Origin of the sequence: Nitrosospira sp. Nsp13, from assembly GCF_900101945.1 — a bacterium.
GTDB lineage: Bacteria > Pseudomonadota > Gammaproteobacteria > Burkholderiales > Nitrosomonadaceae > Nitrosospira > Nitrosospira multiformis_D.
Map to the genome: position 1 here is coordinate 1 of NZ_FMVD01000023.1, position 24,807 is coordinate 24,807.

At 52.6% G+C, this 24,807-nt stretch carries 25 protein-coding genes and 1 pseudogene; 20 read left to right on the top strand and 6 right to left on the bottom strand.

All coding sequences use genetic code 11. The features are described from left to right. The first annotated feature begins 559 nt into the window (after positions 1-559). The 4 genes from rpsD to BLO43_RS15575 all read left to right on the top strand — a co-directional run bounded on the left by rpsD (position 560) and on the right by BLO43_RS15575 (position 3,175). Complete coding sequence (gene rpsD / locus BLO43_RS15560; RefSeq protein ID WP_090907891.1) at positions 560-1,171, top strand: 30S ribosomal protein S4; 612 nt, start codon at positions 560-562, stop codon at positions 1,169-1,171. 5 nt (positions 1,172-1,176) lie between these two features. After that, positions 1,177-1,467: a hypothetical protein gene (locus tag BLO43_RS15565; RefSeq protein WP_090907893.1), complete on the top strand. Its 291-nt coding sequence runs from the start codon at positions 1,177-1,179 to the stop codon at positions 1,465-1,467. Between the two features lie 8 nt (positions 1,468-1,475). Next, entirely contained in the window at positions 1,476-2,255 is a 780-nt protein-coding gene (epsA, locus tag BLO43_RS15570) for an XrtB/PEP-CTERM-associated transcriptional regulator EpsA (RefSeq protein WP_090907895.1), read from the top strand. Positions 2,256-2,521: 266 nt separating this feature from the next. Continuing rightward, positions 2,522-3,175 carry a glutathione S-transferase family protein gene (locus BLO43_RS15575; protein WP_090907897.1) on the top strand — a complete coding sequence of 218 codons (654 nt, stop codon included), beginning with the start codon at positions 2,522-2,524 and terminating at the stop codon, positions 3,173-3,175. Between the two features lie 38 nt (positions 3,176-3,213). Here the strand turns inward: BLO43_RS15575 and nadB are convergent, their stop codons facing one another. Beyond that, positions 3,214-4,818 (bottom strand): L-aspartate oxidase, encoded by a 1,605-nt coding sequence (gene nadB / locus BLO43_RS15580; protein ID WP_090907899.1) that lies wholly within the window; start codon positions 4,816-4,818, stop codon positions 3,214-3,216. Between the two features lie 374 nt (positions 4,819-5,192). On the opposite strand from nadB, the gene rpoE reads away from it, so the two are divergent. From rpoE to recO, 10 genes are all read left to right on the top strand, one after another. Next, the gene (rpoE, locus tag BLO43_RS15585; protein ID WP_004177450.1) at positions 5,193-5,795 is read left to right on the top strand and encodes an RNA polymerase sigma factor RpoE; all 603 of its coding nucleotides are present in this window, start codon (positions 5,193-5,195) and stop codon (positions 5,793-5,795) included. Between the two features lies 1 nt (position 5,796). Then, the gene (locus BLO43_RS15590) at positions 5,797-6,357 is read left to right on the top strand and encodes a sigma-E factor negative regulatory protein (RefSeq protein ID WP_090907900.1); all 561 of its coding nucleotides are present in this window, start codon (positions 5,797-5,799) and stop codon (positions 6,355-6,357) included. Continuing rightward, positions 6,354-7,343 carry a MucB/RseB C-terminal domain-containing protein gene (locus tag BLO43_RS15595; RefSeq protein ID WP_090907902.1) on the top strand — a complete coding sequence of 330 codons (990 nt, stop codon included), beginning with the start codon at positions 6,354-6,356 and terminating at the stop codon, positions 7,341-7,343. Before BLO43_RS15590 ends, BLO43_RS15595 begins: the two co-directional genes overlap by 4 nt. 258 nt (positions 7,344-7,601) lie before the next feature. Further along, positions 7,602-9,014, top strand: a complete 1,413-nt coding sequence (locus tag BLO43_RS15600) for a DegQ family serine endoprotease (RefSeq protein ID WP_074631894.1) — start codon at positions 7,602-7,604, stop codon at positions 9,012-9,014. Beyond that, complete coding sequence (locus BLO43_RS15605; protein ID WP_074631893.1) at positions 8,998-9,276, top strand: glutaredoxin family protein; 279 nt, start codon at positions 8,998-9,000, stop codon at positions 9,274-9,276. The genes BLO43_RS15600 and BLO43_RS15605 overlap by 17 nt, the downstream gene beginning before the upstream one ends. A 417-nt stretch (positions 9,277-9,693) precedes the next feature. Next, positions 9,694-11,490 carry a translation elongation factor 4 gene (gene lepA, locus BLO43_RS15610; RefSeq protein ID WP_175443998.1) on the top strand — a complete coding sequence of 599 codons (1,797 nt, stop codon included), beginning with the start codon at positions 9,694-9,696 and terminating at the stop codon, positions 11,488-11,490. Between the two features lie 51 nt (positions 11,491-11,541). Then, positions 11,542-12,345 carry a signal peptidase I gene (gene lepB / locus BLO43_RS15615; protein ID WP_090907905.1) on the top strand — a complete coding sequence of 268 codons (804 nt, stop codon included), beginning with the start codon at positions 11,542-11,544 and terminating at the stop codon, positions 12,343-12,345. A 129-nt stretch (positions 12,346-12,474) separates the two neighbouring features. Then, positions 12,475-13,149 (top strand): ribonuclease III, encoded by a 675-nt coding sequence (gene rnc / locus BLO43_RS15620; protein WP_090907907.1) that lies wholly within the window; start codon positions 12,475-12,477, stop codon positions 13,147-13,149. 78 nt (positions 13,150-13,227) lie between these two features. Continuing rightward, positions 13,228-14,136 carry a GTPase Era gene (era, locus tag BLO43_RS15625; protein WP_090907908.1) on the top strand — a complete coding sequence of 303 codons (909 nt, stop codon included), beginning with the start codon at positions 13,228-13,230 and terminating at the stop codon, positions 14,134-14,136. Between the two features lie 107 nt (positions 14,137-14,243). After that, positions 14,244-14,969, top strand: coding sequence for a DNA repair protein RecO (gene recO, locus BLO43_RS15630; RefSeq protein WP_090907910.1), 726 nt, complete (start codon positions 14,244-14,246; stop codon positions 14,967-14,969). A 57-nt stretch (positions 14,970-15,026) separates the two neighbouring features. On the opposite strand, the gene BLO43_RS15635 is transcribed toward recO, so the two are convergent. The 3 genes from BLO43_RS15635 to BLO43_RS15645 all read right to left on the bottom strand — a co-directional run bounded on the left by BLO43_RS15635 (position 15,027) and on the right by BLO43_RS15645 (position 16,428). Beyond that, complete coding sequence (locus BLO43_RS15635; protein ID WP_090907931.1) at positions 15,027-15,338, bottom strand: ArsR/SmtB family transcription factor; 312 nt, start codon at positions 15,336-15,338, stop codon at positions 15,027-15,029. A gap of 133 nt (positions 15,339-15,471) precedes the next feature. Further along, positions 15,472-15,975 (bottom strand): YeeE/YedE family protein, encoded by a 504-nt coding sequence (locus BLO43_RS15640; protein ID WP_090907912.1) that lies wholly within the window; start codon positions 15,973-15,975, stop codon positions 15,472-15,474. Between the two features lie 18 nt (positions 15,976-15,993). Then, the gene (locus BLO43_RS15645) at positions 15,994-16,428 is read right to left on the bottom strand and encodes a YeeE/YedE family protein (RefSeq protein WP_090907914.1); all 435 of its coding nucleotides are present in this window, start codon (positions 16,426-16,428) and stop codon (positions 15,994-15,996) included. A 429-nt stretch (positions 16,429-16,857) separates the two neighbouring features. Between BLO43_RS15645 and pdxJ the strand changes: the two genes are divergently transcribed. The 6 genes from pdxJ to BLO43_RS15675 all read left to right on the top strand — a co-directional run bounded on the left by pdxJ (position 16,858) and on the right by BLO43_RS15675 (position 22,289). Next, positions 16,858-17,583: a pyridoxine 5'-phosphate synthase gene (gene pdxJ / locus BLO43_RS15650; protein WP_090907916.1), complete on the top strand. Its 726-nt coding sequence runs from the start codon at positions 16,858-16,860 to the stop codon at positions 17,581-17,583. After that, entirely contained in the window at positions 17,580-17,957 is a 378-nt protein-coding gene (acpS, locus tag BLO43_RS15655; protein WP_090907918.1) for a holo-ACP synthase, read from the top strand. Before pdxJ ends, acpS begins: the two co-directional genes overlap by 4 nt. A gap of 201 nt (positions 17,958-18,158) precedes the next feature. Beyond that, positions 18,159-19,208: a beta-N-acetylhexosaminidase gene (gene nagZ / locus BLO43_RS15660; RefSeq protein WP_090907919.1), complete on the top strand. Its 1,050-nt coding sequence runs from the start codon at positions 18,159-18,161 to the stop codon at positions 19,206-19,208. Between the two features lie 117 nt (positions 19,209-19,325). Beyond that, positions 19,326-19,763 carry an Hsp20/alpha crystallin family protein gene (locus BLO43_RS15665; protein ID WP_074631881.1) on the top strand — a complete coding sequence of 146 codons (438 nt, stop codon included), beginning with the start codon at positions 19,326-19,328 and terminating at the stop codon, positions 19,761-19,763. Between the two features lie 190 nt (positions 19,764-19,953). Then, positions 19,954-21,009 (top strand): glycosyltransferase family 2 protein, encoded by a 1,056-nt coding sequence (locus tag BLO43_RS15670; protein WP_090907921.1) that lies wholly within the window; start codon positions 19,954-19,956, stop codon positions 21,007-21,009. After that, positions 21,003-22,289 carry an NDP-hexose 2,3-dehydratase family protein gene (locus BLO43_RS15675; RefSeq protein ID WP_090907923.1) on the top strand — a complete coding sequence of 429 codons (1,287 nt, stop codon included), beginning with the start codon at positions 21,003-21,005 and terminating at the stop codon, positions 22,287-22,289. The genes BLO43_RS15670 and BLO43_RS15675 overlap by 7 nt, the downstream gene beginning before the upstream one ends. A gap of 65 nt (positions 22,290-22,354) precedes the next feature. Here BLO43_RS15675 and BLO43_RS15680 read toward each other — a convergent pair whose 3' ends face one another. Both BLO43_RS15680 and BLO43_RS15685 read right to left on the bottom strand, forming a co-directional pair. Then, complete coding sequence (locus BLO43_RS15680) at positions 22,355-23,818, bottom strand: DUF4139 domain-containing protein (RefSeq protein ID WP_175443999.1); 1,464 nt, start codon at positions 23,816-23,818, stop codon at positions 22,355-22,357. Between the two features lie 11 nt (positions 23,819-23,829). Beyond that, positions 23,830-24,807 (bottom strand): annotated as a pseudogene (locus BLO43_RS15685) (dolichyl-phosphate beta-D-mannosyltransferase); the annotation flags it as partial.

Sequence of the window (24,807 nt, forward strand, 5' to 3'; positions counted from 1 at the left end):
ATTGGCCGGCTTAGGCCTGGTGGGTGCGATGGCCCGTCGCAGGAAAGCTTTTATCGAACGTTAAGTTCGAATAGGCAAAAGGGGGCTTCGGCCCCCTTCTTTATCCTATACCAATGAGAATCCCAGGATAGTAAGCACGGTACCTAATTTTATAGAAGGCGATTTGAGCAAAAATGGTTTGCTGGTTTGGTCGGTTCCAGTATCGACATTCAATCTCATAAGAATGCCAAGAATCAACTCAATAACGTGACCAGCACAAGGATGAATTTCCTATCCTTAGGACACGAGCTTCGCAATCACTATCTCTCACACGCAACGCTACTTAATTGTGCATTTTCGACGATAGGTACCTTTTGTAGAGAGACCACATGACCCGCCTGGTAACGATTTGTTTGATGTCCCAAATTCACGCGGGCGTTAATAATTTAATTTGAAGGAATGAAGTTCTACATGATAATACGAATCATTTGCAAATAAACCAGAATAATATTATGATTTATTGTGTATCGGCCGCGGTCTGACCTGATCGCATATTATTGAAGTACCAAGGAGAAATTACTTGTCACGTTATACTGGACCGAAACTCAAGGTCATGCGCGCCCTCGGGGTTGAGCTGCCAGGCCTGTCGCGCAAGTCCATCGAGAATCGCAATTATCCCCCCGGCCAGCACGGCCAGAAAAGCCGCCGCCCCTCCGATTACGGGGTACGCTTGATGGAGAAGCAAAAGTTGCGTTTCAATTACGGCCTGACTGAGCGCCAAATCCAGCTTTTGGTCAAGGAAGCCAAGTCGGCTCACGGGCCGACCGGCGACAAATTGCTCGAACTGCTCGAACGCCGTCTGGATAATCTGGTATTTCGCGCCGGTTTCGCGCCGACCGCGGTGGCAGCGCGCCAGCTAGTGCGACATCGCCACGTAACGCTAAATGGTCGTTTGGTGAATATTCCCTCGATCCGTGTTAACCCTGGGGACAAGATATCGCTAACCGACAAAGGTGCGCGCATTCCGGCGACCATCGAGTGTCTTGAAACTCCAGTCCTTGCCCGTCCGGAGTGGATCAGATTCGAGGCCCCGACCCGTTCGGCTACCGTCACCCGCTTGCCAGCCCCCGATGAGGTGCCTTTCCCGGTCGAGGTTCAGCATGTCGTCGAATACTATGCCGTCAGGCTGTAACTGAGATGACGTCCAGGGCTCGCAGGCAGGCCATCTCGGCGGACGCCTCGCCGGAATACCGCAGCAATCCGGAGCTGGCTCTGGTCGCATTGATCTGTCTGATGTCGCGCTTTCCGGCGCGACGTTCGCCAGCGGTTGCGGCGGCGATCATTGTCCACCTGCGCCTTATCAGTGAAGATGTCCGCCTATCGCATGGGGTACGCCATTGCGCCGACAGTCTGATCGATGAGTGGGCAGCCTACGCCATGCTGTGCACGCCCGAGGCTACCGACGCGCAGCAGCGCTTGCCAAGCTGAGAGACGTTATGATTCCAGAGAAAATAAAATTCTCCTCATTCTCCGCCGAGCATCTGCAACGTTATGCCAAAATCATCGAAGAAGGAGTAACCGTGCGCAGCCATGTCGACCTGTTAAGATGGCTGCAGGGGGAGGTGCAGCACTGTCTGCCCCATGAAATCATGCTTGCTGCATGGGGTGATTTTGACTCCAATCTCATCCAGCACGACGTTGTTTCCGCGCTACCCGGCGTTCGAACTGACCCTGTAAACCCTACACGTTTTTCTCCGTTGCTGGGGGACCTCTATAATTGTTGGGTCGAACGGGATAAAACACCTTATACGCTGGATATTGGCACGTCAGGACTCCTGCTCGAAGGCTGGAGACTGCAATGCTCCCTCGGCCAGGCCTTGCAGGGCATGCGCTCTTCCTTGCTGCACGGCATTAGCGACAAACGCGGACGTCATGACTGTCTTTATGTGTTTTTCAGCTCAAAAAATAACCTCAACAGTTCCACGCTCAGCGCGATTGAAATTCTGCTGCCTTATCTGGATACCGCCTTGCGGGGCGTAGCGCCTCTTCCGCATCCTATCCTTCCTTTGACAGATACGCTGGGAAGCGATGTCCATGGGTTGACCGGGCGTGAAGCCGAAATAATGGAGTGGGTAAAAATGGGCAAAACCAATGCCGAGATCGGCATCATTTTGTCCATCAGTGCCTTCACTGTAAAAAACCACATGCAGCATATTTTCAAGAAACTTGATGTTTATAACCGGACCCGAGCCGTTTCCAAAATGGAAGCGATATAGACGTGTCGTCGAAGTATGCGCAGAAAAGAGGGCTTGAAAGGGCTCAATACGCTTAAGCTGAGCCTTAGTCAGCCAGAATTGCAGACATCAACAGGCCCTCCTGTCGCGACCGAATAACGATATTACATCAGATGGAATTAGAGTTTACAAAGGTCTGCTATACGGACAAACCGTACATGGAACTGAGTTGTCTTCAATCTCGGTGAGTTTGCCTTGACAGCTTCCAGCCTCGCAGCCGATGATTTTGGCCAAGGAGGAGCCTCGCGATGACCATCACCATTACCGCCTTTGAACGGTCACCCGACGGCGGCAAGGGACTGGCACGTGATACGCGTGTTCGCTGGGCGCTGGAAGAAGTGGGCCAACCCTACGAAGTTCGCCTTGTTTCATTTCGTGCGATGAAGGAACCCGCGCATCGGGCGCTTCATCCTTTCGGCCAGATTCCGACTTATGAGGAAGGCGATCTCACCCTGTTCGAGACAGGGGCGATCGTGTTCCATATCGCCGAGCGCCATGCGGGCCTGCTGCCGGACGATGCCAATGCCCGGGCGCGCGCGATCACATGGATGTTTGCCGCACTCAACACGGTGGAACCGCCGATCCTTGAACTGGCAACCGCGAGGCTGTTCGAGAGCGACAAGCCCTGGCACGTGGAGCGCCTTCCTCTGGTGGAAGATCGCGTTCGCGGCCGGCTAAACCCACTTTCCGTTCGCTTGGGTGATGCCGACTGGCTCGATGGTGCGTTCAGCGCGGGTGACCTCTTGATGGTGTCGGTGCTGCTCAGGCTGAAAACCTCGGGCATTCTGGACGAATTTCCGAACCTGGCCGCCTATCTCGTCCGCGGCGAAGCGCGGCCTGCCTACAAGCGGGCTTTCGCTGCGCAATTGGCAGTCAACACCGGCAAGCCTCCGACCGGCTGATTGAGGTCCGTCCTCGGTTCAGTTTATGGGTCTTGACCCTAGTCCTGCCGTTTCAACACGGTATCCCTGGCCTCCGGCAACAGCACCGGATAGTCCCGGCTGTAGTGCAGGCCCCTGCTCTCGTGGCGCAGCATGGCGCTTTGCACGATCAAATCAGCGGTATCCACCAGGTTACGCAGTTCCAGTAAATCGCTGGTGACGCGAAAATTGGCGTAATACTCATTGATTTCTTCGTGCAGCAACTGGATGCGGTGCTGCGCGCGCTGCAGGCGCTTGGTGGTGCGGACAATGCCGACATAGCTCCACATGAAACGGCGCAGTTCATCCCAGTTGTGCGAGATGACGACTTCTTCGTCGGCATTGGTGACGCGGCTTTCATCCCACTGCGGCAATTCCATAGCGGGTTGAAAAGGCTGGCTGACGATATCCTCGGCGGCTGCCTGACCGAATACCAGACACTCCAGCAGCGAATTACTCGCCAGCCGGTTGGCACCATGCAGACCGGTATGGGCGGTTTCGCCAATCGCATAGAGATTTTCCAGATCCGTCCTGCCATTCCAGCCGGTAACGATGCCACCACAGGTGTAGTGCGCGGCGGGCACGACGGGGATGGGTTGCCGGGTGATATCAATGCCGAATTCCAGACAGCGGCTATAAATATTGGGAAAGTGTTCTCTGAGGAAATTCGCCGGTTTATGAGAGATATCGAGGTAAACGCAATCAAGCCCGCGTTTCTTCATTTCGAAGTCGATCGCACGGGCGACGATATCTCTCGGCGCAAGCTCCGCACGCGAGTCGTGTCCCGGCATGAAGCGCGAACCATCGGGGAGTTTGAGCACGCCGCCTTCACCGCGCACCGCTTCACTGATCAAAAACGATTTGGCGTGTGGATGATAAAGACAGGTGGGGTGGAATTGGATGAATTCCATATTGGCCACACGGCAGCCTGCACGCCAGCCCATGGCGATACCGTCACCGGTCGCGGTATCGGGGTTGGTGGTATAGAGATAAACCTTGCCTGCGCCGCCCGTGGCCAGTACGGTGCTACTGGCGCTGATGGTATGGACCTTGCCCGCCGCGCTGTCCAGCACATAGGCTCCATAACAGCAGTTGCTGTTTTTATCGGCGCGGCCCAGTTTTGCGCTGGTGATGAGATCAATGGCGACATGATGCTCAAGCACCGTGATATTGGGATGCGTGCGCGCTTTATCGGTCAGGGTCAGTTGCACAGCCTGCCCGGTCGCATCCGCCGCGTGGATCACTCTTCGCACGCTGTGGCCACCTTCCCGCGTCAGATGATAGCCTGTTTCGTTGCCATCATCGCGGGTGAATGGCACCCCCTGGTCGATCAGCCACTGAATGGCCCGCGAGCCGTTTTCCACCACGTGACGGGTCACTTCTTCGTTGCACAGACCTGCGCCTGCGGTCAGCGTATCGCGAATATGAATCTCGGGCGAATCTTCTTCCGATAATACCGCGGCGATTCCCCCTTGGGCCCAGCCGCTGGCGCCATCCAGCAGCGCTTTTTTTGTGATAAGACCCACTTTCTTACTTTGCGCCAGATTGAGCGCAAGGGTGAGGCCCGCCAGGCCGCTGCCAATTATCAGCGTATCAAAATGAAGCCGAGGTGCCAGGGTTTGCATGGGATGATCTTTCCTGAGAACAGGAAATCATAACAGACTCATCATGCACTTGGCGCTTTCATCTATTCTTTGCATAATCCTGAATCCAGGGGATCGATCATTCATTTTTCATCTCATCGTTCCGCTAAGCGCCAAGACCATCAATGTTTTTGCTCCGCTCGAACTTCACTTTTCAATGAGTCCGCCAGATTTAGGATAATAACCACGTTTTCGAGTGAACTAATTTATACTGCCGGTTGTCTCTTGCTACAGCAGACTAGGTACGGTACGCCTTGTGTGTAATTCCCCGATGATCCTTGAACGGGTATACTTGGACAGCTATGTCATAAACGTAGCAATCCAATACCAATCATAATATTCAGGGGTCAGGCGGGATGGGTGACCGGGAAATCGACCAGCAGCTGGTGGAACGCGCGCAACGTGGCGACAAACAGGCGTTCGATCTCTTGGTGGTCAAGTATCAACGCAAGCTGGCGCGTTTGCTATCGCAATTTATTCGCGACGCGACCGAGGTGGAAGATGTAACCCAGGAAGCCTTTATCAAGGCTTATCGTGCGTTACCATCATTTCGGGGCGACAGCGCGTTTTATACGTGGTTGTACAGGATTGGCATTAATACCGCGAAAAATTTTCTGGTGGCTCAGGGGCGGCGGGCACCGACTACCAGTAACGGATTTGATGCCGAAGATGCCGAAGGCTTCGAGGAAGCCAGCCAGCTGCGGGAAATGAATACGCCGGAAAGCGAACTTACCAGCAAGCAGATCGCTCAAACGGTTAATCAGACCCTGGAAGAGTTACCTGAGGAATTGCGTACGGCAATTACATTGAGAGAAATTGAGGGGCTGAGTTATGAGGAAATCGCAGTCATCATGAACTGCCCCATCGGTACGGTGCGATCACGCATATTTCGTGCTCGTGAAGCGATAGCGGAAAAACTACGGCCCCTGCTGGGGACCGGCAAAGATAAGAGGTGGTAGCATGAAAAGTCAAATATCGGCATTGATGGATGGTGAACTGGATGAGGAGGATGCAGCCAGTATAATCGTCCAACTCAAAAAAACAGAGGAATTACGCGATGAATGGGCGGTTTATCATTTGATCGGCGATGCCATGGGACGGCCGGAGGCGAGATCCGCACATATCGCGCGGCGCGTAAGTGCAAGATTGGCTCTAGAACCAACCGTGCTGGCGCCCCGCCCTCAGACAGCAAGGCACAAGACCAAAGCCTATGCGGTCGCCGCTTCAGTAGCGGCAGTAGCCGTGGTCGGATGGATAAGTCTGCAGACAGCGGATCGGTCACCGGAAAATCTGGCGGCCAGCAAGCCGGCTCCCGCAATTTTGGCCGCGAACCCGTCAATTCCCCAATCCACCGCAACCGCTGCACAAACAATTCCTGTCATTTCAGTTTCAGCGCCCGCTCCCGCTCAAATTAACGATTACCTGTTGGCGCATGGTCAATTTTCGCCTAATACCGCGATGCATAGCGTGGCGCCCTATATACGTACTGTCGCCGAATCGCGCGAAAACTCTGCCAGATGACACGGGTAGCGCTGGCTGCCCTGATGGTGCTATCCAGCATCGTACAGCCTGTATTCGCGCAACACCCGTCCCGTTCCTCCCCCGAGGCACTTGAATGGCTGCAAAAAATTGCCGCCGCGCCTCGTCAGCACAACTACATCGGCACTTTCGTCTACTCGTCCGGCAATCATATTGAAACATCTCACATTATTCACTTGGTGGATGCGGAAGGCGAGCATGAAAAAAGTGAGGTGCTGGACGGCGCACCGCAGGAAATCGTTCGCAATAACGATGAAATGAGATGCTATATGCCGGAAAGCAAGACGGTCTTGACCGAAAAGCGCTGGCTGCAGAAAGTTTTTCCCGCATTGCTACCCCAGCCGTTGAGCAATCTCGACGATAGCTATATTGTCAAACTAGGCGGGCAAGAGCGCGTCAGCGATCATGCATGCCAGATAGTTGAACTGGAACCGAGGGACGATAAACGCTATGGCCATAAATGGTGGGTGGATACTCGTACGGGCGTGCTGTTGAAAGCCGCGGTAATGGATAAGGACCGGGTGGTGGAGCAATTTGTTTTCACACAGTTGAAAATCGGCGGCCAGATTGATAAGGAATTATTGAAGTCAAAGTATGCAGCGAAAGCTGCCGAATGGCGCATTATTAACTTGGTGTCGTCCACCATGGGAAGCGGCAAACTCGGCTGGCAGATCAAAAATCCGCCGCCGGGATTTAAAAAAGTTATTGAAATGAAGCGCAATCTTTCCGGAAAACCAATGCCCGTGGGCCATATTGCACTGTCGGACGGTCTAGCCGCCGTGTCGGTATTCATTGAACCGGTATCCGGCCAGGTTTCCCCACCGGTTGAAGGGCTCTACCGCAGCCGCGGCGCAATCAATATTTACAGCCGTACCGTGGCGGACAACATCGTGACGGCGGTGGGCGAAGTACCACCAACCACCGTGATGCAAATCGGTAACTCGGTAGTCAACCATAAAGTAAAATGAGGCTCAAATGAGAGCCGGATGCGCATAGGTGGGCAGAACGGATGCTCTGCATATCCCATATCAGAGGCTCCGGTTGGGAGAACATCCCACAAAATTATCGCCGTGAATATTGGTTTATTTGTTTAAAGCCAATAAATCCATTTGGAATTTCCTTTCCAGCAAACTTGCATGATGGCTGTTCGGTATGATAGGTTGACATTCAGTAGATCACATCCCGACCGTTCATATTGTTTATGGTATTTTTATCAAAGGTGGAAAATGATAGTTAAATATATTCTGGTGGCGCTGTTCGGATTCTCTACCGCCGTCTCCGCACAAACACGGGAATTGCCTGATTTCACCGGTCTGGTTGAGAAAGAGGGAGCCTCCGTGGTGAATATCAGTACCGTGCAAGCTCCCAGCATGGCCGGTAACCGGGCTTATCCAGGCATGCCGAATATTCCCGAAGATGACCCATTCTTTGAATTTTTTCGCCGGTACATGCCTCCTCACAGCGCTCCCAGGGATTTCGAATCGAAGTCACTGGGTTCAGGCTTCATCATTACATCGGACGGCTACATCCTGACCAATACACATCTTGTGGATTCCGCCGAGGAAATTACTGTCAAGCTTACCGACAAGCGCGAATTTCGCGCCAAGCTGATCGGCGCCGACCGCAAGACCGATATAGCACTCCTTAAAATTGATGCTGCCGGTTTGCCCAAAGTGACACAAGGCGATCCAAACAAACTCAAGGTAGGCGAATGGGTGGTGGCAATCGGCTCGCCTTTCGGATTTGAAAACAGCGTGACCGCCGGTATCGTCAGCGCTAAAGGGCGTTCGCTGGCGCAAGAGAATTTCGTACCCTTTATTCAGACTGATGTGGCGATTAATCCCGGCAATTCCGGAGGCCCACTATTCAACATGAAAGGTGAAGTGGTAGGCATCAATTCTCAAATTTACAGCCGTACCGGCGGTTTTATGGGCCTATCATTCGCCATTCCCATTGATGTGGCCACGGATATTTCGAACCAGCTGATCGCTCATGGCAAAGTGAGCCGTGGCAGGATCGGCGTACTGATCCAGGAGGTTACCAAGGAACTCGCAGAATCCTTCGGGTTGCCCAAGCCCAATGGTGCGCTGGTTGCATCGGTGCAAAAGGATGGTCCCGCGGATAAAGCAGGCATTGAAGCAAGAGATGTCATTCTGAAATTCGATGGTAAACCCGTCAATGCATCGGGCGACCTGCCGCGTATCGTTGGTTCCACCAAGCCGGGATCGAAGGTGCAAGTACAGGTATGGCGGAATGGCTCCACCAAAGAACTGACGGTAGCGGTGGACGAAGTTGCACCGGAGGAGAGAGTTGCAGGCCGCGGCGGTAAACGGGGCAAGCCATCCGATGCAGCCAATCGCATCGGACTCGCCCTGAGTGAACTTACCGCTGAGCAAAAACAACAGTTGGATATAGAAAATGGCTTGCTGGTGGAGGACATGCTGCCAGGCATCGCCAGCCGTGCCGGCGTTCGTCCGGGTGACGTGATCCTCAGCATTAATAACCAGGACGTCAAAACCGTCGAACAGTTCAATCAGTTGCTCAACAAGGTTGAGAAGGGACGCAACATTGCGATACTGGTCAGGCGCGGCGATACCGCAACTTTCATCACGATGAAACTCAATGGCGACAATAAGTAGCGTGTCCACTCCTGATCCGGTGGAACTGGTTGTGTACAGCCGGGAACATTGCCATCTCTGTCATGACATGATTGCCGCCCTGCGGGAATTGCAGGCGCGGCTTTCTTTCCACCTCGAAGTGGTGGATGTGGACAGCGACGCCGATCTCAAGTCACGTTATGGCGAACGAGTCCCCGTATTGGTGTCGGGAGGACAGGAAATTTGTCATTATCATTTTGATCCTGCCGCGCTGGCCCGGATATTTCCCCAGATCGCGGGATAATTGAAGGCCAATAGTGTTCTATTGGCTGAAAAAGCGGTGAAACATGGACCGGCCAGACGCTTTTGTAGCCGATTTCCTTTAAGTCCCACAGGTTGCTAGATGCTTATTTCGCCAAAATTCGTTAAAATGCGCACTTCTTGATAAAACGGGACTGCCGGATATGGGCAGAACTTGGGGGTTGAGCCGCAAGCTTTCCAAAGGGCACAGCATGTGCCCTTTTTTAGTTGGCTCCACGCTGCCCCAACCGATACCTGAACGGTACCTGAGTGATACCTGAGTATCCTACCTGTCCCTGATGATCCATGATCCCAAATCCGGCATTGCCCGCCATTTTTCCGTTTAACCACATGATCTGTAATGGTTTTTTTCACTTAAACTTTTCCTTATGGTGAGTTCGCTACAACTGCCGGGCTTAGGATGATGCAGCACATTCGTAATTTTTCAATCATTGCCCATATCGACCACGGTAAATCCACCCTGGCGGATCGCATCATCCATCTGTGCGGCGGACTCTCAGACCGTGAGATGGAGGCTCAGGTACTGGACTCCATGGACTTGGAGCGCGAGCGTGGAATTACCATTAAAGCGCAGACCGCCGCCCTTGAGTATAAGTCGCGCGACGGCAAAATATATTTGCTGAATTTGATCGATACGCCTGGCCACGTGGATTTCTCTTACGAAGTGTCGCGTTCTCTTGCCGCCTGCGAAGGCGCACTCCTGGTGGTGGATGCGTCACAAGGTGTGGAAGCCCAGACCGTCGCCAATTGCTATACCGCGATCGAACAAGGTGTGGAAGTGGTGCCGGTATTGAACAAGATTGATCTACCCGCCGCCGAACCGGAGCGCGTAATCAAGGAAATAGAAGACATCATCGGCATAGACGCTCAACATGCGCTACATGCGAGTGCCAAAACCGGCGTGGGCGTGGAGGATATTCTGGATGCCGTCATTTCGCGCATTCCCGCACCGAAGGGAGATCCTGCCGCGCCGCTAAAAGCGCTGATTATCGATTCGTGGTTTGATAACTACGTCGGCGTAGTCATGCTGGTGCGCGTGCTGGATGGGGTACTCAAGCCTAAGGACAAAATATTGCTCATGGCCAGCAAAGCCGTTCACCTGTGTGAGCAGGTCGGCGTGTTCACACCCAAATCAAAAAACCGGGAATCACTGAGTGCCGGTGAAGTCGGCTTCATCATCTCCGGCATCAAGGAATTGAAATCCGCTAAAGTGGGCGATACCGTAACACTGGCGGATCGTCCCGCCACCCAGCCGATGCTCGGTTTTAAAGAAATAAAGCCCCAGGTATTCGCCGGACTTTACCCAGTGGAATCCAACCAGTACGATGCTTTGCGCGATGCGCTGGAGAAGCTCAAACTCAACGATTCATCCCTGCAATATGAACCCGAGACCTCGCAGGCGCTGGGTTTTGGTTTCCGCTGCGGCTTTCTCGGCCTTCTGCATCTCGATATCGTCCAGGAGAGGCTGGAACGTGAATACGATATGGACCTTATTACTACCGCCCCCACAGTGATTTATCAGATAGTGATGCGCGACGGAACGATAATGGAAATCGACAATCCCTCGAGAATGCCTGATCTCTCTAAAATAGAGGAGATCCGCGAACCAATCATTACCGCCACCATACTCGTTCCGCAGGAGTATGTGGGATCGGTCATTACACTTTGCATCAGTAAGCGCGGGATACAGAAGAATATGCAGTATATGGGCAGACAGGTGATGCTGACCTACGAAATGCCGCTGAATGAAGTTGTCATGGATTTTTTTGACAAGTTAAAATCCACCAGTCGCGGTTATGCCTCACTGGATTATGAATTCAAGGAGTTTCGCGCTTCCGATCTGGTCAAGCTGGATATCCTCATCAATAGCGAAAAAGTGGATGCGCTCTCGCTGATCGTGCATCGCGCCAATAGTCAGTACCGGGGGCGTGAACTCGCGCAGAAAATGCGCGAATTGATTCCGCGGCAAATGTTCGATATCGCGGTACAAGCCGCCATCGGCGCACACATCATTGCCAGGGAAAGTATCAAGGCATTGCGAAAAAACGTACTCGCCAAATGCTACGGTGGCGACATTTCCCGTAAACGCAAGCTGCTGGAAAAACAGAAAGCCGGGAAAAAGCGAATGAAGCAAGTCGGCAACGTTGAAATCCCACAGGAAGCTTTTCTTGCAATTTTGCAGGTGGGCGACAAGTAGCGAATAAGTGCGGCACCGGACATCATTCATATAAAGAAGAAGGAACAAGGAATGAATTTTCCTCTCATCATGCTGATACTGCTGGTAATTACCGGGGGTATTTCGTTGCTTGATCGCTTCGCGCTGAAGCGCCATCGTGCGCCGGAGGCCCAGGGACCATGGTGGGTGGAATATCCGAAAAGTTTTTTTCCGGTCATCCTTATCGTGTTCTTTTTACGCTCGTTCCTGGTGGAACCCTTCAAGATTCCATCGGGCTCGATGATCCCCACGCTGCTGGTGGGAGATTTTATCCTTGTCAATAAATACACTTATGGTATTCGCCTGCCGGTCGCCAATGTCAAGATAATGCCCATAAACGAACCCAAGCGAGGTGACGTGATGGTGTTCCGTTACCCGGAGAATCCATCGATGGATTACATCAAACGCATCATCGGCGTGCCGGGGGATACAGTTACTTATCATGATAAGCAGCTAAGTATTAATAATATCCCGGTGAAAATGGAATCGAATGGCGAGTATACCTATATAGAGTCCGGCCTGAATTACGTATACAGCCGGCGCTTTCTTGAATCACTGGGCGAACAAAACTACAGTATCCTTATTAACCCGGAAGTTCCCGATATGCATATTGCTGGAGTGCGCCCGTTCCCGCATCGGGAAAATTGCTCCTATAATGACAGCGGATTTACCTGTAAGGTACCTGAGGGAAATTATTTCACGATGGGCGACAATCGTGATAGCAGCAGCGATAGCCGGTACTGGGGATTTGTGCCGGAACAAAACATTGTCGGCAAAGCTTTCATGATCTGGTGGAACTTCGGCGACCTGAGCCGTATCGGATTATCCATTAAATAGCAGGAAACAAAAATATCTATCCAATCTCATTACTTCGCCACTCTTCAGCCTCAATTCGCCAGTGGGACGGGGGGGCGAATAGCTTGTCTGAAGCATTGGACTTTTAAGATATCTGCGGCTCATTAGCAGATGGCCAGCAATATACTTTGCCGAAAAATCGGCTATGCTTTTAATCATCCGAAGTTGCTATCTCAGGCGCTGACCCACCGTAGTCATAGCCTGCCGCACAATGAACGCCTTGAATTTCTTGGCGACAGCATACTCAATTGTGCAGTTGCCGGATTGATATTCAGGCAGTTCCCCGACCTTACCGAAGGCGATTTATCGCGAGTGCGGGCTAATCTTGTCAATCAGCAGGCGCTGGCTGAATTGGCGCAAACGCTTGAATTGGGGGGATTGATCAGATTTGGCGAGGGAGAACTCAAAAGTGGTGGGGATCGACGTCCTTCGATACTCGCCGATACGCTGGAGGCGGTGCTGGGAGCAATTTATCTCGATGGAGGTTTTGCCGAAGCCGAGAAGGTCGTTGTGAGTCTTTTCACGCCCCTGCTTCACGAATTGGATTCACAGGCGCTGGGCAAGGACCCCAAGACCCTCTTGCAGGAGTACCTTCAGAGCCGCAGGCTGGCCCTGCCGCAATATTCCGTTATCGCCACCACGGGTGAAGCTCATCAGCAGCAATTTCAAGTGGAATGCGTAGTTCCGAAACTATCCATTCGCACTGCCGGAGCAGGTGCCTCTCGTCGCAGCGCCGAACAGGAAGCAGCCAAACAAGCATATGAACAACTCCAGGCACAAGATTAGGCGGTTACGGATGAGACGAATAATCCCTGCTGTTTTTCTCGTGACGATCTCGTCATTCCTCACTGGTTGCTCCCATCAATGACCGCCACTAATCCTGATTATCGCAGCGGTTATGTCGCCATCGTGGGGCGCCCCAATGTCGGCAAATCCACGCTGCTCAACAATCTGGTCGGCCAGAAGGTCAGTATTACTTCAAGAAAATCGCAGACCACCCGCCATCGCATCAATGGCATTCTCACCGACGCGCAATCCCAGTTTATCTTTGTCGATACTCCCGGTTTTCAGAAGCAACATACCAATCGCTTGCATAACACGATGAACCGGACAGTAATCCAGAGTATGCGGGATGTGGATGTAGTCATACTGGTGATCGAGGCATTGCGTTTCGATGATCGTGACAAGCTCGTGGTAAAACTCTTGCCTGCGATGGATAGTCCGGACAAGCCGGTAATTCTTGTCGTCAACAAGGTGGACCGCTTGGCCGACAAATCGCAGCTGCTTCCATTTCTTGAAAAAATGGCAAAGGAGTATGCATTCGCGGCCATCATACCGGTGAGCGCCGAGAAAGGAATACAACTCGCGGATTTGATACGCACAGTCCGGTCGTATTTGCCACAAAATCCGCCATTGTTTGATGAAAATGAAGTCACCGACCGTAGCGAGCAATTTATTGCCGCTGAACTGGTTCGAGAGAAACTGTTTCGCATGTTGGGGGAAGAAATCCCCTACTCTACCAGCGTCATTATCGATCAATTCATAATGGAAGGAGAGCTGCGTAAAATTCATGCCTCCATTATTGTAGACAGGTCTAATCAAAAGGCTATCGTTATCGGCAAGGATGGCGAAAAACTCAAGCTGATCGCCACGCAGGCGCGCAAGGACATGGAACAAAATTTCGGCGGCAAAGTCTTTCTCAAGGTCTGGGTAAAAGTGAAAAGTGGCTGGGCCGACGATGCGCGGGCATTGAAAAGCCTTGGATATGAGTAATTCCCGGCTGCGGGGAAATAATTGTTTAGCGCTATGATCGGCAGAGATTCCTCACGCTCCTTGACCCTCAACCTTTTGGTGAGCTCGCTACAACTGCCGGATTCAGGATGATTGCGGATAAACAGGCACAGGAAGCCCAGCCGGCATTCGTGCTGCATGCCTATCCCTACCGGGAAACCAGTCTCGTGGTGGAGACCTTCACTCGCAGTTTTGGAAGGGTGCCGCTCATGGCAAAAGGGGCCAAACGCCCCACATCCAGGCTCAGGGGATTACTGCGGGCATTTCAGCCTCTGCTGCTGACTTGGGGAGGAAAATCCGAATTACGCACGCTGCATAAGGCAGAATGGCAAGGCGGTCAGATGCCATTGCAAGGGACGGCACTGATCTGTGGCTTCTACCTCAACGAACTGCTTGTGCGATTATTACACCGCCATGATCCTCATGAACAATTATTTGCGTATTATCAGGAAACATTAACGGCGTTGAGTGCTCAGAAGGACTACATTCCCATTTTGCGGCGCTTCGAGCAGCGCATGTTGCAGGAATTAGGCTACGCCTTGACACTCGGTCATGATGTATCTGGCAAACCCACGGACCCCAATAGGGACTACTGCTACGAAATTGAGCGCGGACCGGTGGCATGGGATGAAAGCAACCCCAACTACGGCTTGCGTCTGGGCGGAAAAACCCTTCTGGATATGGAACAAGGCGATTACTCGAATATCGCGACCCGGCAGCAGAGCAAGACGCTGATGCGCTACATACTCAACTATTATCTCAACGACCAACCTCTGCATACACGGCAATTATTGAAAGATCTCCAGCAACTATGATGCCATCATTTTCGTGATTGAATCTGATTCCATGCTAACCAACGGAACGTAAACGGCTCAAAATCGATATGCCTCCTCATGTTCATTAGCCAGCTTTGAGAAAGGATCACTAAACTTCTCGTTGCCACAATAAAGATCGTATAAAGTCTGCATGATTTGAACCACTTCAAGGCTCGTCAAACGATAGATTATGTATTTTCCTTTCCGTTCGGTGGCAACAAGTCCTTCCTCACGCAATACAGTCAACTGCTGTGAAAGGGTAGGTTGCTGAATACCCAATAATGCCTCCAATTCACCAACATTCCTGGCACCTTCAATTAATTGACATAAGATGAGTAACCTGTCTTCATTCGCCAATACTTTCAGCATCGCGCACGCTTGGGATGCGGATGCCCGTATTGCCGGAATGCTGGGAAAATCAGACTCCAGTTTCACGATTGATCTCTCTCAATTGAGTTCTGTAATGCCGCAAAAATTGCGGCCGTCCTGTAAAACGCAGGGCTTACATCTCGACATGCCCTGCCTTGCCATGAGCTGCCGGGTTGCCTGATGCTGTGCCATTGTGCGCCCCCGGTCTTCTGGACAAATTGACAGCCCGGCTTCTTTCCAGAATTTCAAAAATTCCCATGCCCAGAAGCATAGCCGCTACAAATACCAGCCCTTTGACACTGCCGCTTCCAAGCAAAACCAGGGCGGGGCCGGGACATATTCCCGCCATCCCCCAACCTATACCAAACGCCAGACTCCCCAAAACCAGCCGTTTGTTGATCACGCGTGAAGCGGGAAGATTCATTGGGAGCCCCAGGTAACTACGGTTAAGCTTTCGGGCGACGGCAAAGGCCACTGAACCAACCCCGATTGCACCCGCCATCACCAGCGCAAGAGATGGGTCCCATGCTCCTGTAATATCAAGAAACGACAGGACTTTATCGGGGTTTGCCATCCCCGCGAGGATAAGCCCCACCCCAAAGATCAGCCCCGATATCAATGCGATGATGTTGACCATCCTGATTTCCTCCTCGACCTATGTCTGGAAAACATGTCGAATGACATAAACAGTGACAAAACCTGTTCCCATAAAAGACAGGGTTGCGATAATGGAACGTGGCGACAGGCGCGATAGTCCGCAAACGCCATGCCCGCTCGTGCAACCTGACCCATAACGCGTGCCTATTCCGACGACCAAGCCAGCCATCGCCATCATGGCATAGCTACCATCAATGCGAATTGCGGGCAGGCTCAGAAACAATTGCCAAACTAGCGGTGCGGCAACAAGGCCTGAAATAAAAGCAATACGCCAGCCTGTATCGTTCTTCTGCATCTTGAGCACTCCCCCGGCGATGCCGGAGATCCCAGCAATCCGTCCATTAAAGAGCACCAGTATAGCTACCGCCATGCCGATGACCGCACCCCCGGTCAGCGCAGACCATGGCGTGAACTGACTCCAGTTAATTAACATTTATCCCTCCTCGCGCCGTAATATGTTCAACGTTTCTTTTGCAAGCTTATCATTATATATTTTTTGAATATATCATTTAATATTCTATTATCAGAATACCCAGCTTGGGAGATCTTCGGTCAGAAGCGAAGCAACGTCTTCGTGCTGCTCCGGTGCATGGTAAGCTGCCTGTCTTAACTAGGGCGATTCTGGGCCCATACGTTTAACAAGCTGTCGTCCCAGCATGGATTGTTATAGTATATTGGGTTTTCCGTTTCGGTTTTACCTGGGCCTTGATCCACACTCGGAACAAAGCGGCATCTCGTCAGGGATGCGGCGATGGAGTATCGCCCCCCGGACAGGCAGGCAAAGGCCGATGCGCTACCTATTCAACTATTCTTTCGGTGACGCGGTTTCCCGCGCAACCATTACTGAAAATCTGCCATCCTTATGATCGAACTGGGCGTCAATATTGATCACGTCGCCACGCTGCGGCAAGCGCGGGGTACGACTTATCCGAGTCCTGTGGAAGCGGCAATGGTCGCGGAATTGGCCGGGGCGGATGCAATTACATTGCACTTACGCGAAGATCGCCGCCATATCCAGGACGCGGATGTGGAAATTCTGCGGGGTTTACTAAAGACCCGCATGAATCTGGAGAGCGCGGTGACCAGTGAGATGATAGATTTTGCGCTGTGCATCAAACCTCAGGACGTCTGCCTGGTGCCCGAGCGGCGGGAGGAATTGACCACCGAAGGAGGTCTCGACGTCGTGCGGCATTTTGAACAGGTGAAGCGGGCCTGTGACAGACTGGCTCAAGCAGGCATTCACGTATCGCTATTCATCAATGCCGATCCCGTTCAGATCGATGCCGCAGTGCGCGCCGGCGCGCCGGCGATCGAGATCCACACGGGTCACTATGCCGATGCAAAAACCGAGGGCGCGCAACAGAATGAACTGGAACAGATTCGCGCCGCGGTAAAGGAAGGTATTGACCGGGGGCTGAAGGTCAACGCCGGGCATGGATTACATTATCATAATGTCCAGCCCGTCGCAGCAATACCCGGCGTATCCGAGCTCAATATCGGGCATGCGATTGTGGCCCATGCGCTGTTCGTCGGCTTTGAACAGGCGGTCCGGGAGATGAAAAGATTGATGCTGGAAGCGCACCAATGATTTATGGAATCGGCACCGATCTGGTCGAACCTTCGCGCATCGCGCGGTTGCTCGAAAAATATGGTGAACGCTTCGCCAGGCGATTGCTGACAGACGAGGAATGGCCTGAATACATCAAGAGCGTTCAGCCTGCCATGTTCCTGGCCAAGCGTTTCGCCGCCAAGGAAGCGCTTTCCAAAGCAATCGGCACGGGCATGCGCTATCCAGTGAGTTTGAGCCATATCGGGATAACCCATGACCATCTGGGTAAACCGTATTTCGCGTTTCATCCCACGTTGAGTGCACTGGTCAAGAAGGAAGGTATCACAAGCCACCATCTTTCCATCAGCGATGAATTAAACCTGGCATGTGCCTTTGTCATTCTAGAAAAGTAATGAATATAAATCCAGATTTTGTCGTAGTACTACCGCATTACTCAAGGAATTTTATCGCTTACCTATCGAGCAGCAGATGCGGCGTTAAAGTTTCTCTGCAAGCATCCGCCGAGCTGATTGCCTGCTTACCCCGCTTCGCACTCACTTAGTTGGCAGCACCGTAAATGAGCTTACTTAGAACTTCAAATTCATAGGACACTGATGTCTCTCGGGCCCATCATGCTCGACATCGAAGGCATACAACTTACTGCCGACGACAAGAGAAAACTTCTGCATCCACTGGTTGGCGGAGTCATCCTGTTCACGCGGAACTACTCGTCGCTTGAGCAGCTCATGCAGCTAACTGCGGAAATCCATGCGCTCCGAACCCCTCCGCTTCTGATCGCTGTGGATCATGAGGGTGGACGAGTGCAACGTTTTCGTGCAGATTTCACGAGACTGCCGCCTATGCGCGAACTCGGCATAATATGGGATGAACATCCCGGCAAGGCACGGCATCTGGCACAGCAGACGGGCTACGTGCTGGCGGGGGAGCTGCGCGCCGCAGGCGTGGACTTAAGCTTTACCCCGGTGCTGGATATGGATCACGGACAGAGCTGCGTCATCGGTGACCGCGCTTTCCACGATAAACCGCAAGGTATCGCCGAACTGGCTCATAGCCTGATGTCCGGGCTAAAGCTGGGCGGCATGGCGGCGGTCGGAAAGCATTTTCCGGGGCATGGCTATATTCAGGCGGACTCCCATGTTGAGGTGCCGGTGGATGAACGCACTTATCCGGAAATCGAAAAAAGTGACCTGGTTCCATTTCGCAAGATGATTGGTTTTGGACTCACCGGCATCATGCCGGCACATGTCATTTATCCCCACGTAGATTCCCGTCCCGCGGGTTTTTCCGAGATATGGCTGAAAAAGATCCTGCGTGGTGAACTAGACTTTGAAGGCTGCATCTTCAGCGATGACTTGAATATGGCAGGCGCGGCGGTCGCCGGCGATATATTGCAACGCGCGGAAAGCGCGTTGCATGCGGGTTGCGACATGATACTGATATGCAACAACCCGGAAGCGGCGGATACATTGCTGGCAGAACTGCGTTGGGATATTCCGGCCATCAGCGTCGTACGCCTCGCCCGCATGCGCGGACGGCTTCATCCCGATTCTCTCGTAAAACTGCATGAGAATGCGAATTTTGTGAAAGCGGTGGAAAATATCGCCGGTATTGGACTCAGTAGCGGTGAATTGCCGCTGATCTAGCAGCAAAAAATATCGGGACCGGTTGAAAAAACAGCAAGTGGACCTATATTAATTACTGAGTGCTGATTCCGGTAATTTCAGCATTGATGCTAATCACTTAATTCACATGGAGGTAATATGGCTATTGCTCGTTACGAACCCTGGAGTTTACTGAACCAATTACACAAAGAACTGGATCGTGTGCGCGAGGGTGGCGACAGCGAGGGATCAACCGCCACCGCCGAATGGGCACCAGCGGTCGATATCAAGGAAGAAGCCGACAAGTTCGTCCTGCTGGCGGATCTTCCGGGGGTAAAACCTGAGGAAATCGATGTCAGCATGGAAGATGGCGTACTGACGATCAGAGGCGAAAAGAGAACCGAAGCAAAAACCGAGAAAGAAGGCTACAAACGGGTTGAGCGTACCTACGGCTCTTTTTACCGGCGCTTCAGTTTACCGGATACAGCGAATTCCGACGCTATATCGGCAAAAACGAATCATGGCGTCCTGGAAATCGTCATCCCCAAACGTGAAGCTGTCCAGCCAAAGAAAATCAGCGTAACTTCGGCCGAATAATACCAGGCAGGTGAACGGAGCCAAAACGAGATCGTGAGGCTCCGTTTTTTTTTTGGGTAACTGCAAGCGGCGAGTAACCCGTACCCTAGGCAATGAATCTCTTCTCATAAAGAAGAATACTTCCCGACTCAAAGTTTAGCCGCGCCTGTTTTTAATAAAAAATCCCCACAACACCCGGATTTAATTTCTAATGCAGTTTTCCCCTGGGCCGCCCCTGGTTTCCGTCATTCTGCCGTCATTCAATCACGCCGCCTTCGTTGGTGAAGCGGTTCAGAGTGTTCTCGATCAAACTTTTCGCGACCTCGAACTGATCGTTGTTGACGATGCTTCCTCGGACGAAACGGCGGATGTAGTCGCATCAATCCATGATCCCCGTTTGACGCTGATCCGTTTATCTGAGAACCGGGCTGTGCATGCACGCAATCTGGCATTAAGCCAGGCACGTGGACAATATGTTGCTTTTCAGAACTCCGATGATATCTGGGTGCCAGCCAAGCTGGCTGCTCAACTCGAGGCCATGGAAAGTGCGAGCCGCCATATCGCATGTTTTACCGCAGTGGAAATCATTGACAAGAACGGACGGACTGCCCGCGACACTTGGGCGAACGGGATTTTTACCACCGTTAATCGCCCGGCCGCAAACTGGCTTCAGCACTTCTTCGATGTCGGAAACTGCCTGCCGCTACCTTCGGCAATAGCGCATCGATCGGATGTGATCAGGTTGGGGGCTTTCCGTCCAAGCTTTGTACAGCTTGGGGATGTTGACTTATGGATTCGACTCGCCGCACTGGGTGAATTTTTTATTCTACCCGAGCCACTGACAAAAATACGCATCATGGAAGGCGTCAATCTGAGTACTCCATCCCTCAGAGGGCACAGGCAGGCGCAGATCGAGTTTGCCGCAGTACTGGAGCGGTATACTGAATCACCCATTATTGAACAACTTGATCATATCTTCCCTGATTTGGCAAAAACACCTGCCTCAGGTGCGAAAAAGGTGTCCCTCGCGCTTCGCGCCTGGGGGTGCAATGACGCCAATGGCGCCTATTCGCTCTTCGCGGACAGGACCGTGGCGCGAGTCATGGAAGATGCTCATGAACGCGCCGATGCCATTGCTGCTCATGGTACTGAATTCATTCATACGTTCTTTGCCCGGCGATGTGAGTCCGAGTTTATTCGGCACAGCACCAGAAAACGTCATAGTACCGGAATTTTGGCGCGGTGCCGGAGCATCCTGGGATGGTGAAACCTGAACTCCTGACGCAGAGAGATGAAATCGCGTCCTGGCTTGACTGTGTGCGTTCATCCGACCGGTTCAAGGTCGAACCGGTGGCGCTTGATCAATCGGATGCATGGATGCACAAACACGGGACGATCCGGCATGTCTCAGGGCGCTTCTTCGGGATCATTGGCCTGACTTGGACAGAAGGGCTGACGCAACATTGGCAGCCTTTCATCGATCAGCGCGAAGTAGGCACGCTCGGCTTCATCACGCGTCGCAGAGAAAAAGAGGTCGATCTTCTTGTTCAAGCCAAGACAGAACCAGGCAACGTCGGTATTGTCCAGCTTGCGCCAACTTGTCAGGCAACAGCAAGCAACCGCGAACGTGTTCACGGGGGTGATTCGCCACCCTACTCCGAGTATTTTCCCGGCTCAATGGGCAATATTATCTCCGACTCCCTTCAGAGCGAGCAGGGTACGCGCTTCTTTGGCAAACTAAACCGGAACATCCTGATCCTGGATGATCATGTTGAGGTGAAATACGATCAGCATTGCTGGATCCCTTTCAAACTTTTCGGTCAGCTTCTAACTGAGGATTTCCTGGTTAATACCGACGCCCGATCGGTTCTCTGTACTACGGATTGGAACCGTCTCGGCGGGCAGCCACCTTTCCAGGGTGAGGATGATTTCTCTCGAGGACTCAATACCTCGTTCAGCATTCCTGTTCAAAAGGATGTGATTGATGATGTCCACACGACTCTCGCGGAGCTTCGAATGAGAGCCCCCATCGTCGGGATCTGCCCGCTCAACACCATGCCCGGGTGGCGCCTGGATACCGGTAGTCCGATTACGGTTACGGATGGGCGCTTGTCGATCCGGCATATCCAGGTGCATGCGCAGACACGAGAAGTGAATGACTGGGATCAGCCGATTTTTGACAATAATTTCGAGCAAACCATCGACCTCGACTATGGTCGCACAAACGGCATATTCCGGTTCGCCTTCCGCCCATGCTGGGAGCCCGGTCTGCGTGCCATTGCGGAACTTTCCCCGACGAGGATCAGGATCACGGCTTTGCCGGGTGATACCTTGTCTGGCAAGGTGCAAATCTCGGTTCGCCAGTCAGACGAAGGTGGACGTTTCTTTCGGGATGTCGCTGAATATAGGATCATAGACATCGGCGAAGTACGACCCGCGGACGGAATTATTTGGCTCACGCTTGCCGAGGTAACCAAGCTACTGCCGCAAGGAATATTTAACAACGAAGCCCGTAGTGTGCTCTCTCTTCTCTTGTCCCTGGCATGAACCGCTGCCGGGAGATTACATTATTTTCAGATTTCCGTATCCAGCAATATCCACGAAACCCGCACCTATCCTCTCTCCCGTTGTTTGATCCGTACACGGTAAGTCAGCGTGGTCTTACCATCCGCGGGAACGGATACCTTCCATTCCGCAATACCGGAAGCCGCCTTGGTATGAGGCTGCGATTCCGATACCATGGTCCAGTCACCCGGCACCGGCTCCCGCACAGTCACCGCAACCGCTTCTTTCTTGGCATTTTTTAATACGATCTGATAAGCAGTTTCAAATACGGCATTGTGGCGCCCTTCCCCACCCAGTCTCTGGAAATCCGTCTGCTTTTTGTCGGCTGTCACATCGAATGCATCGCCCAGCTTCAAACGAACCACCTCGTTCCTGGGTGTATGATCAATCTGGTCTTCACCCACAAACTGGGCATTCCCCTGCGTATCTTTCTTGTAAACACGGACTACCCCCTTGGGTAGCGGTACGCCCAAGCCTTCGCCCTTATTCTGAAATTCGACAAACACGCCCACTTTCAGCTTCTGGCCAATATCGCCATACTGGCCGAAATAATAATAATTTGCGCCCATCATTAGAAATTCTTTCCTGACCGGCACGGTGGTCGCCGACAGCAGCGCCACCTGTTTGGTTTGGTTTTCCGCTAACGTCGTGGTGCGCTGCAGCGTATAAAGATGATACTCAAACAGCGACTCCTGCTTCATTTCCTCCACTTCAGCCGTCTTTGCCATCATCGCCGCCACATCGCGCGACATGGGAGACGGTTTGCGCACCCGGTTCAAGTCCCCGGCCACCAGTTGCAGCCTGGCATTCGGATAGGCTGTTCCACTTTGATTGGTCAAAGTGACCCACCCATTAAAATCGAGATAATCGTCGCGTTCGTTCAATTCGGCCACATAGTCAGCGTGCCATGACAACCCCGCAGTCAGATAGGAAAGTTCAAGATTCTGTTCTCCTGCGACGGGATTGAGGAGCGAAATAACCAGAGTCGGTTTATCGCGCAGGTTTTCCGGTACGCCGGAGAATGCCAGGCGGCCCGGAATACCGGTTTCAATACGATCAGCAAATTTGAGCACAGTGCCGCCATTGGTGGCGAGCACGGTGGCCGTTTCTCTGGTTTCCGCACCCGTGGCTGGATTGGTGCGAATGACCACCACCTCCTTGCCAAGGTACTTCTCCAGCAGCTTCTCAGGTGTCAGCAGATCAAAATCGAAATTCTGCTCCTGCAAGCGAAATCCGGCAGGATGAGTCAGATTGCGCAACTGTGCCGTTTCAGGACGCATCCGGGCGGAAACTTCCCGCCAGGCCAGTTTATTAAAATCTCGTTCAAGTTTGACCCTGCGCGCATCTTTTACCAATGCCAGATCATCGTTGTAAATCGTCACAGCCACCTCTTTTTGTTCCGCGGCGGTGGTCACTGTCTCATTTTTCTGGCCTCCGGATGCCGCTACGCCATGGGGAGCGAGCATTATCAGGCTCGCTGCTATTATATTTACTGTCAATATTTTCAGCATTTTCCCTCCAGTCATGGCGAATTCGTTTGCCCCAGGTATCCCTGCGCGATGCGGTAATAGATTTTGCGCAGTGGCTTATTTTCCCGCAAGATCGTCCGCTCAAGTACCGGACCAGGTTGCATCAGCATCGGGCTAATCTCGTGGCCTTGCCGGTTATGCTCAAGTTCCTTCGGAATCATACCTACCAGAATGATCGGCCGGTTCGTCGGTGGATCGGGTGGATACCAGAAATCATACATGGCGGCCTTGTCGCCGAACAGATTGCGCGAACGTATATCCATCGGTTCGCCGTTCTCACTCTTGTTGTAAAAAGCCAGCGAAGTTGCCACCGACCATCGGCTCATACCCACCACAATCGGCTTCTGCCCGGTTTGGCGTTGAACCGTCTCCACAATTTGTTCGACTTCATGAGTTGCCTCGCGCCAGAAATAGTGTTCGCCAAAACCCACATAGGGTATACCGGGAATGCCGAGCACCACATAATGCAATGCAAATGCATAGAGGAACAGAAAAACTGCGATGGTGGGCTTCCAGGCCGCACGCACGCGGCTGGCAATGGTGCGCAGCTCCGTTCCCTGGCCCATCATCCATGCCATTGTCGGCAGCAATGCCAGCCACACGGGACCGGTCCAGTGAAATTTAGGCGCACCGAACAGGCTCAAGCAAAAAAATACCGCCAGCGGTACGCCGGTGAATACTCTCACAAACAGGCGACGCCTGGCCATGCATGGATCGGGATGATCATCGCCCCCTTGCCACAGCGCCAGGGCCGCCGCCACCAGTCCTACCGGGGTCAGCATCAGCAACATGTGAAGAAACAACCAATGCAAAGAGAATTTGTTGCCTATTCCAGTAGCTCGTTCCGCCTGGAACAGAATCGAGACCCAATTATTTTCCATATTCCAGATAATGACAGGCGAGAACATCAGAAGGGCAAGCGCGGCGGCGAGGTATGGCTGCGGACGGCGCAGCCAGCGGCGTGAGGCGGG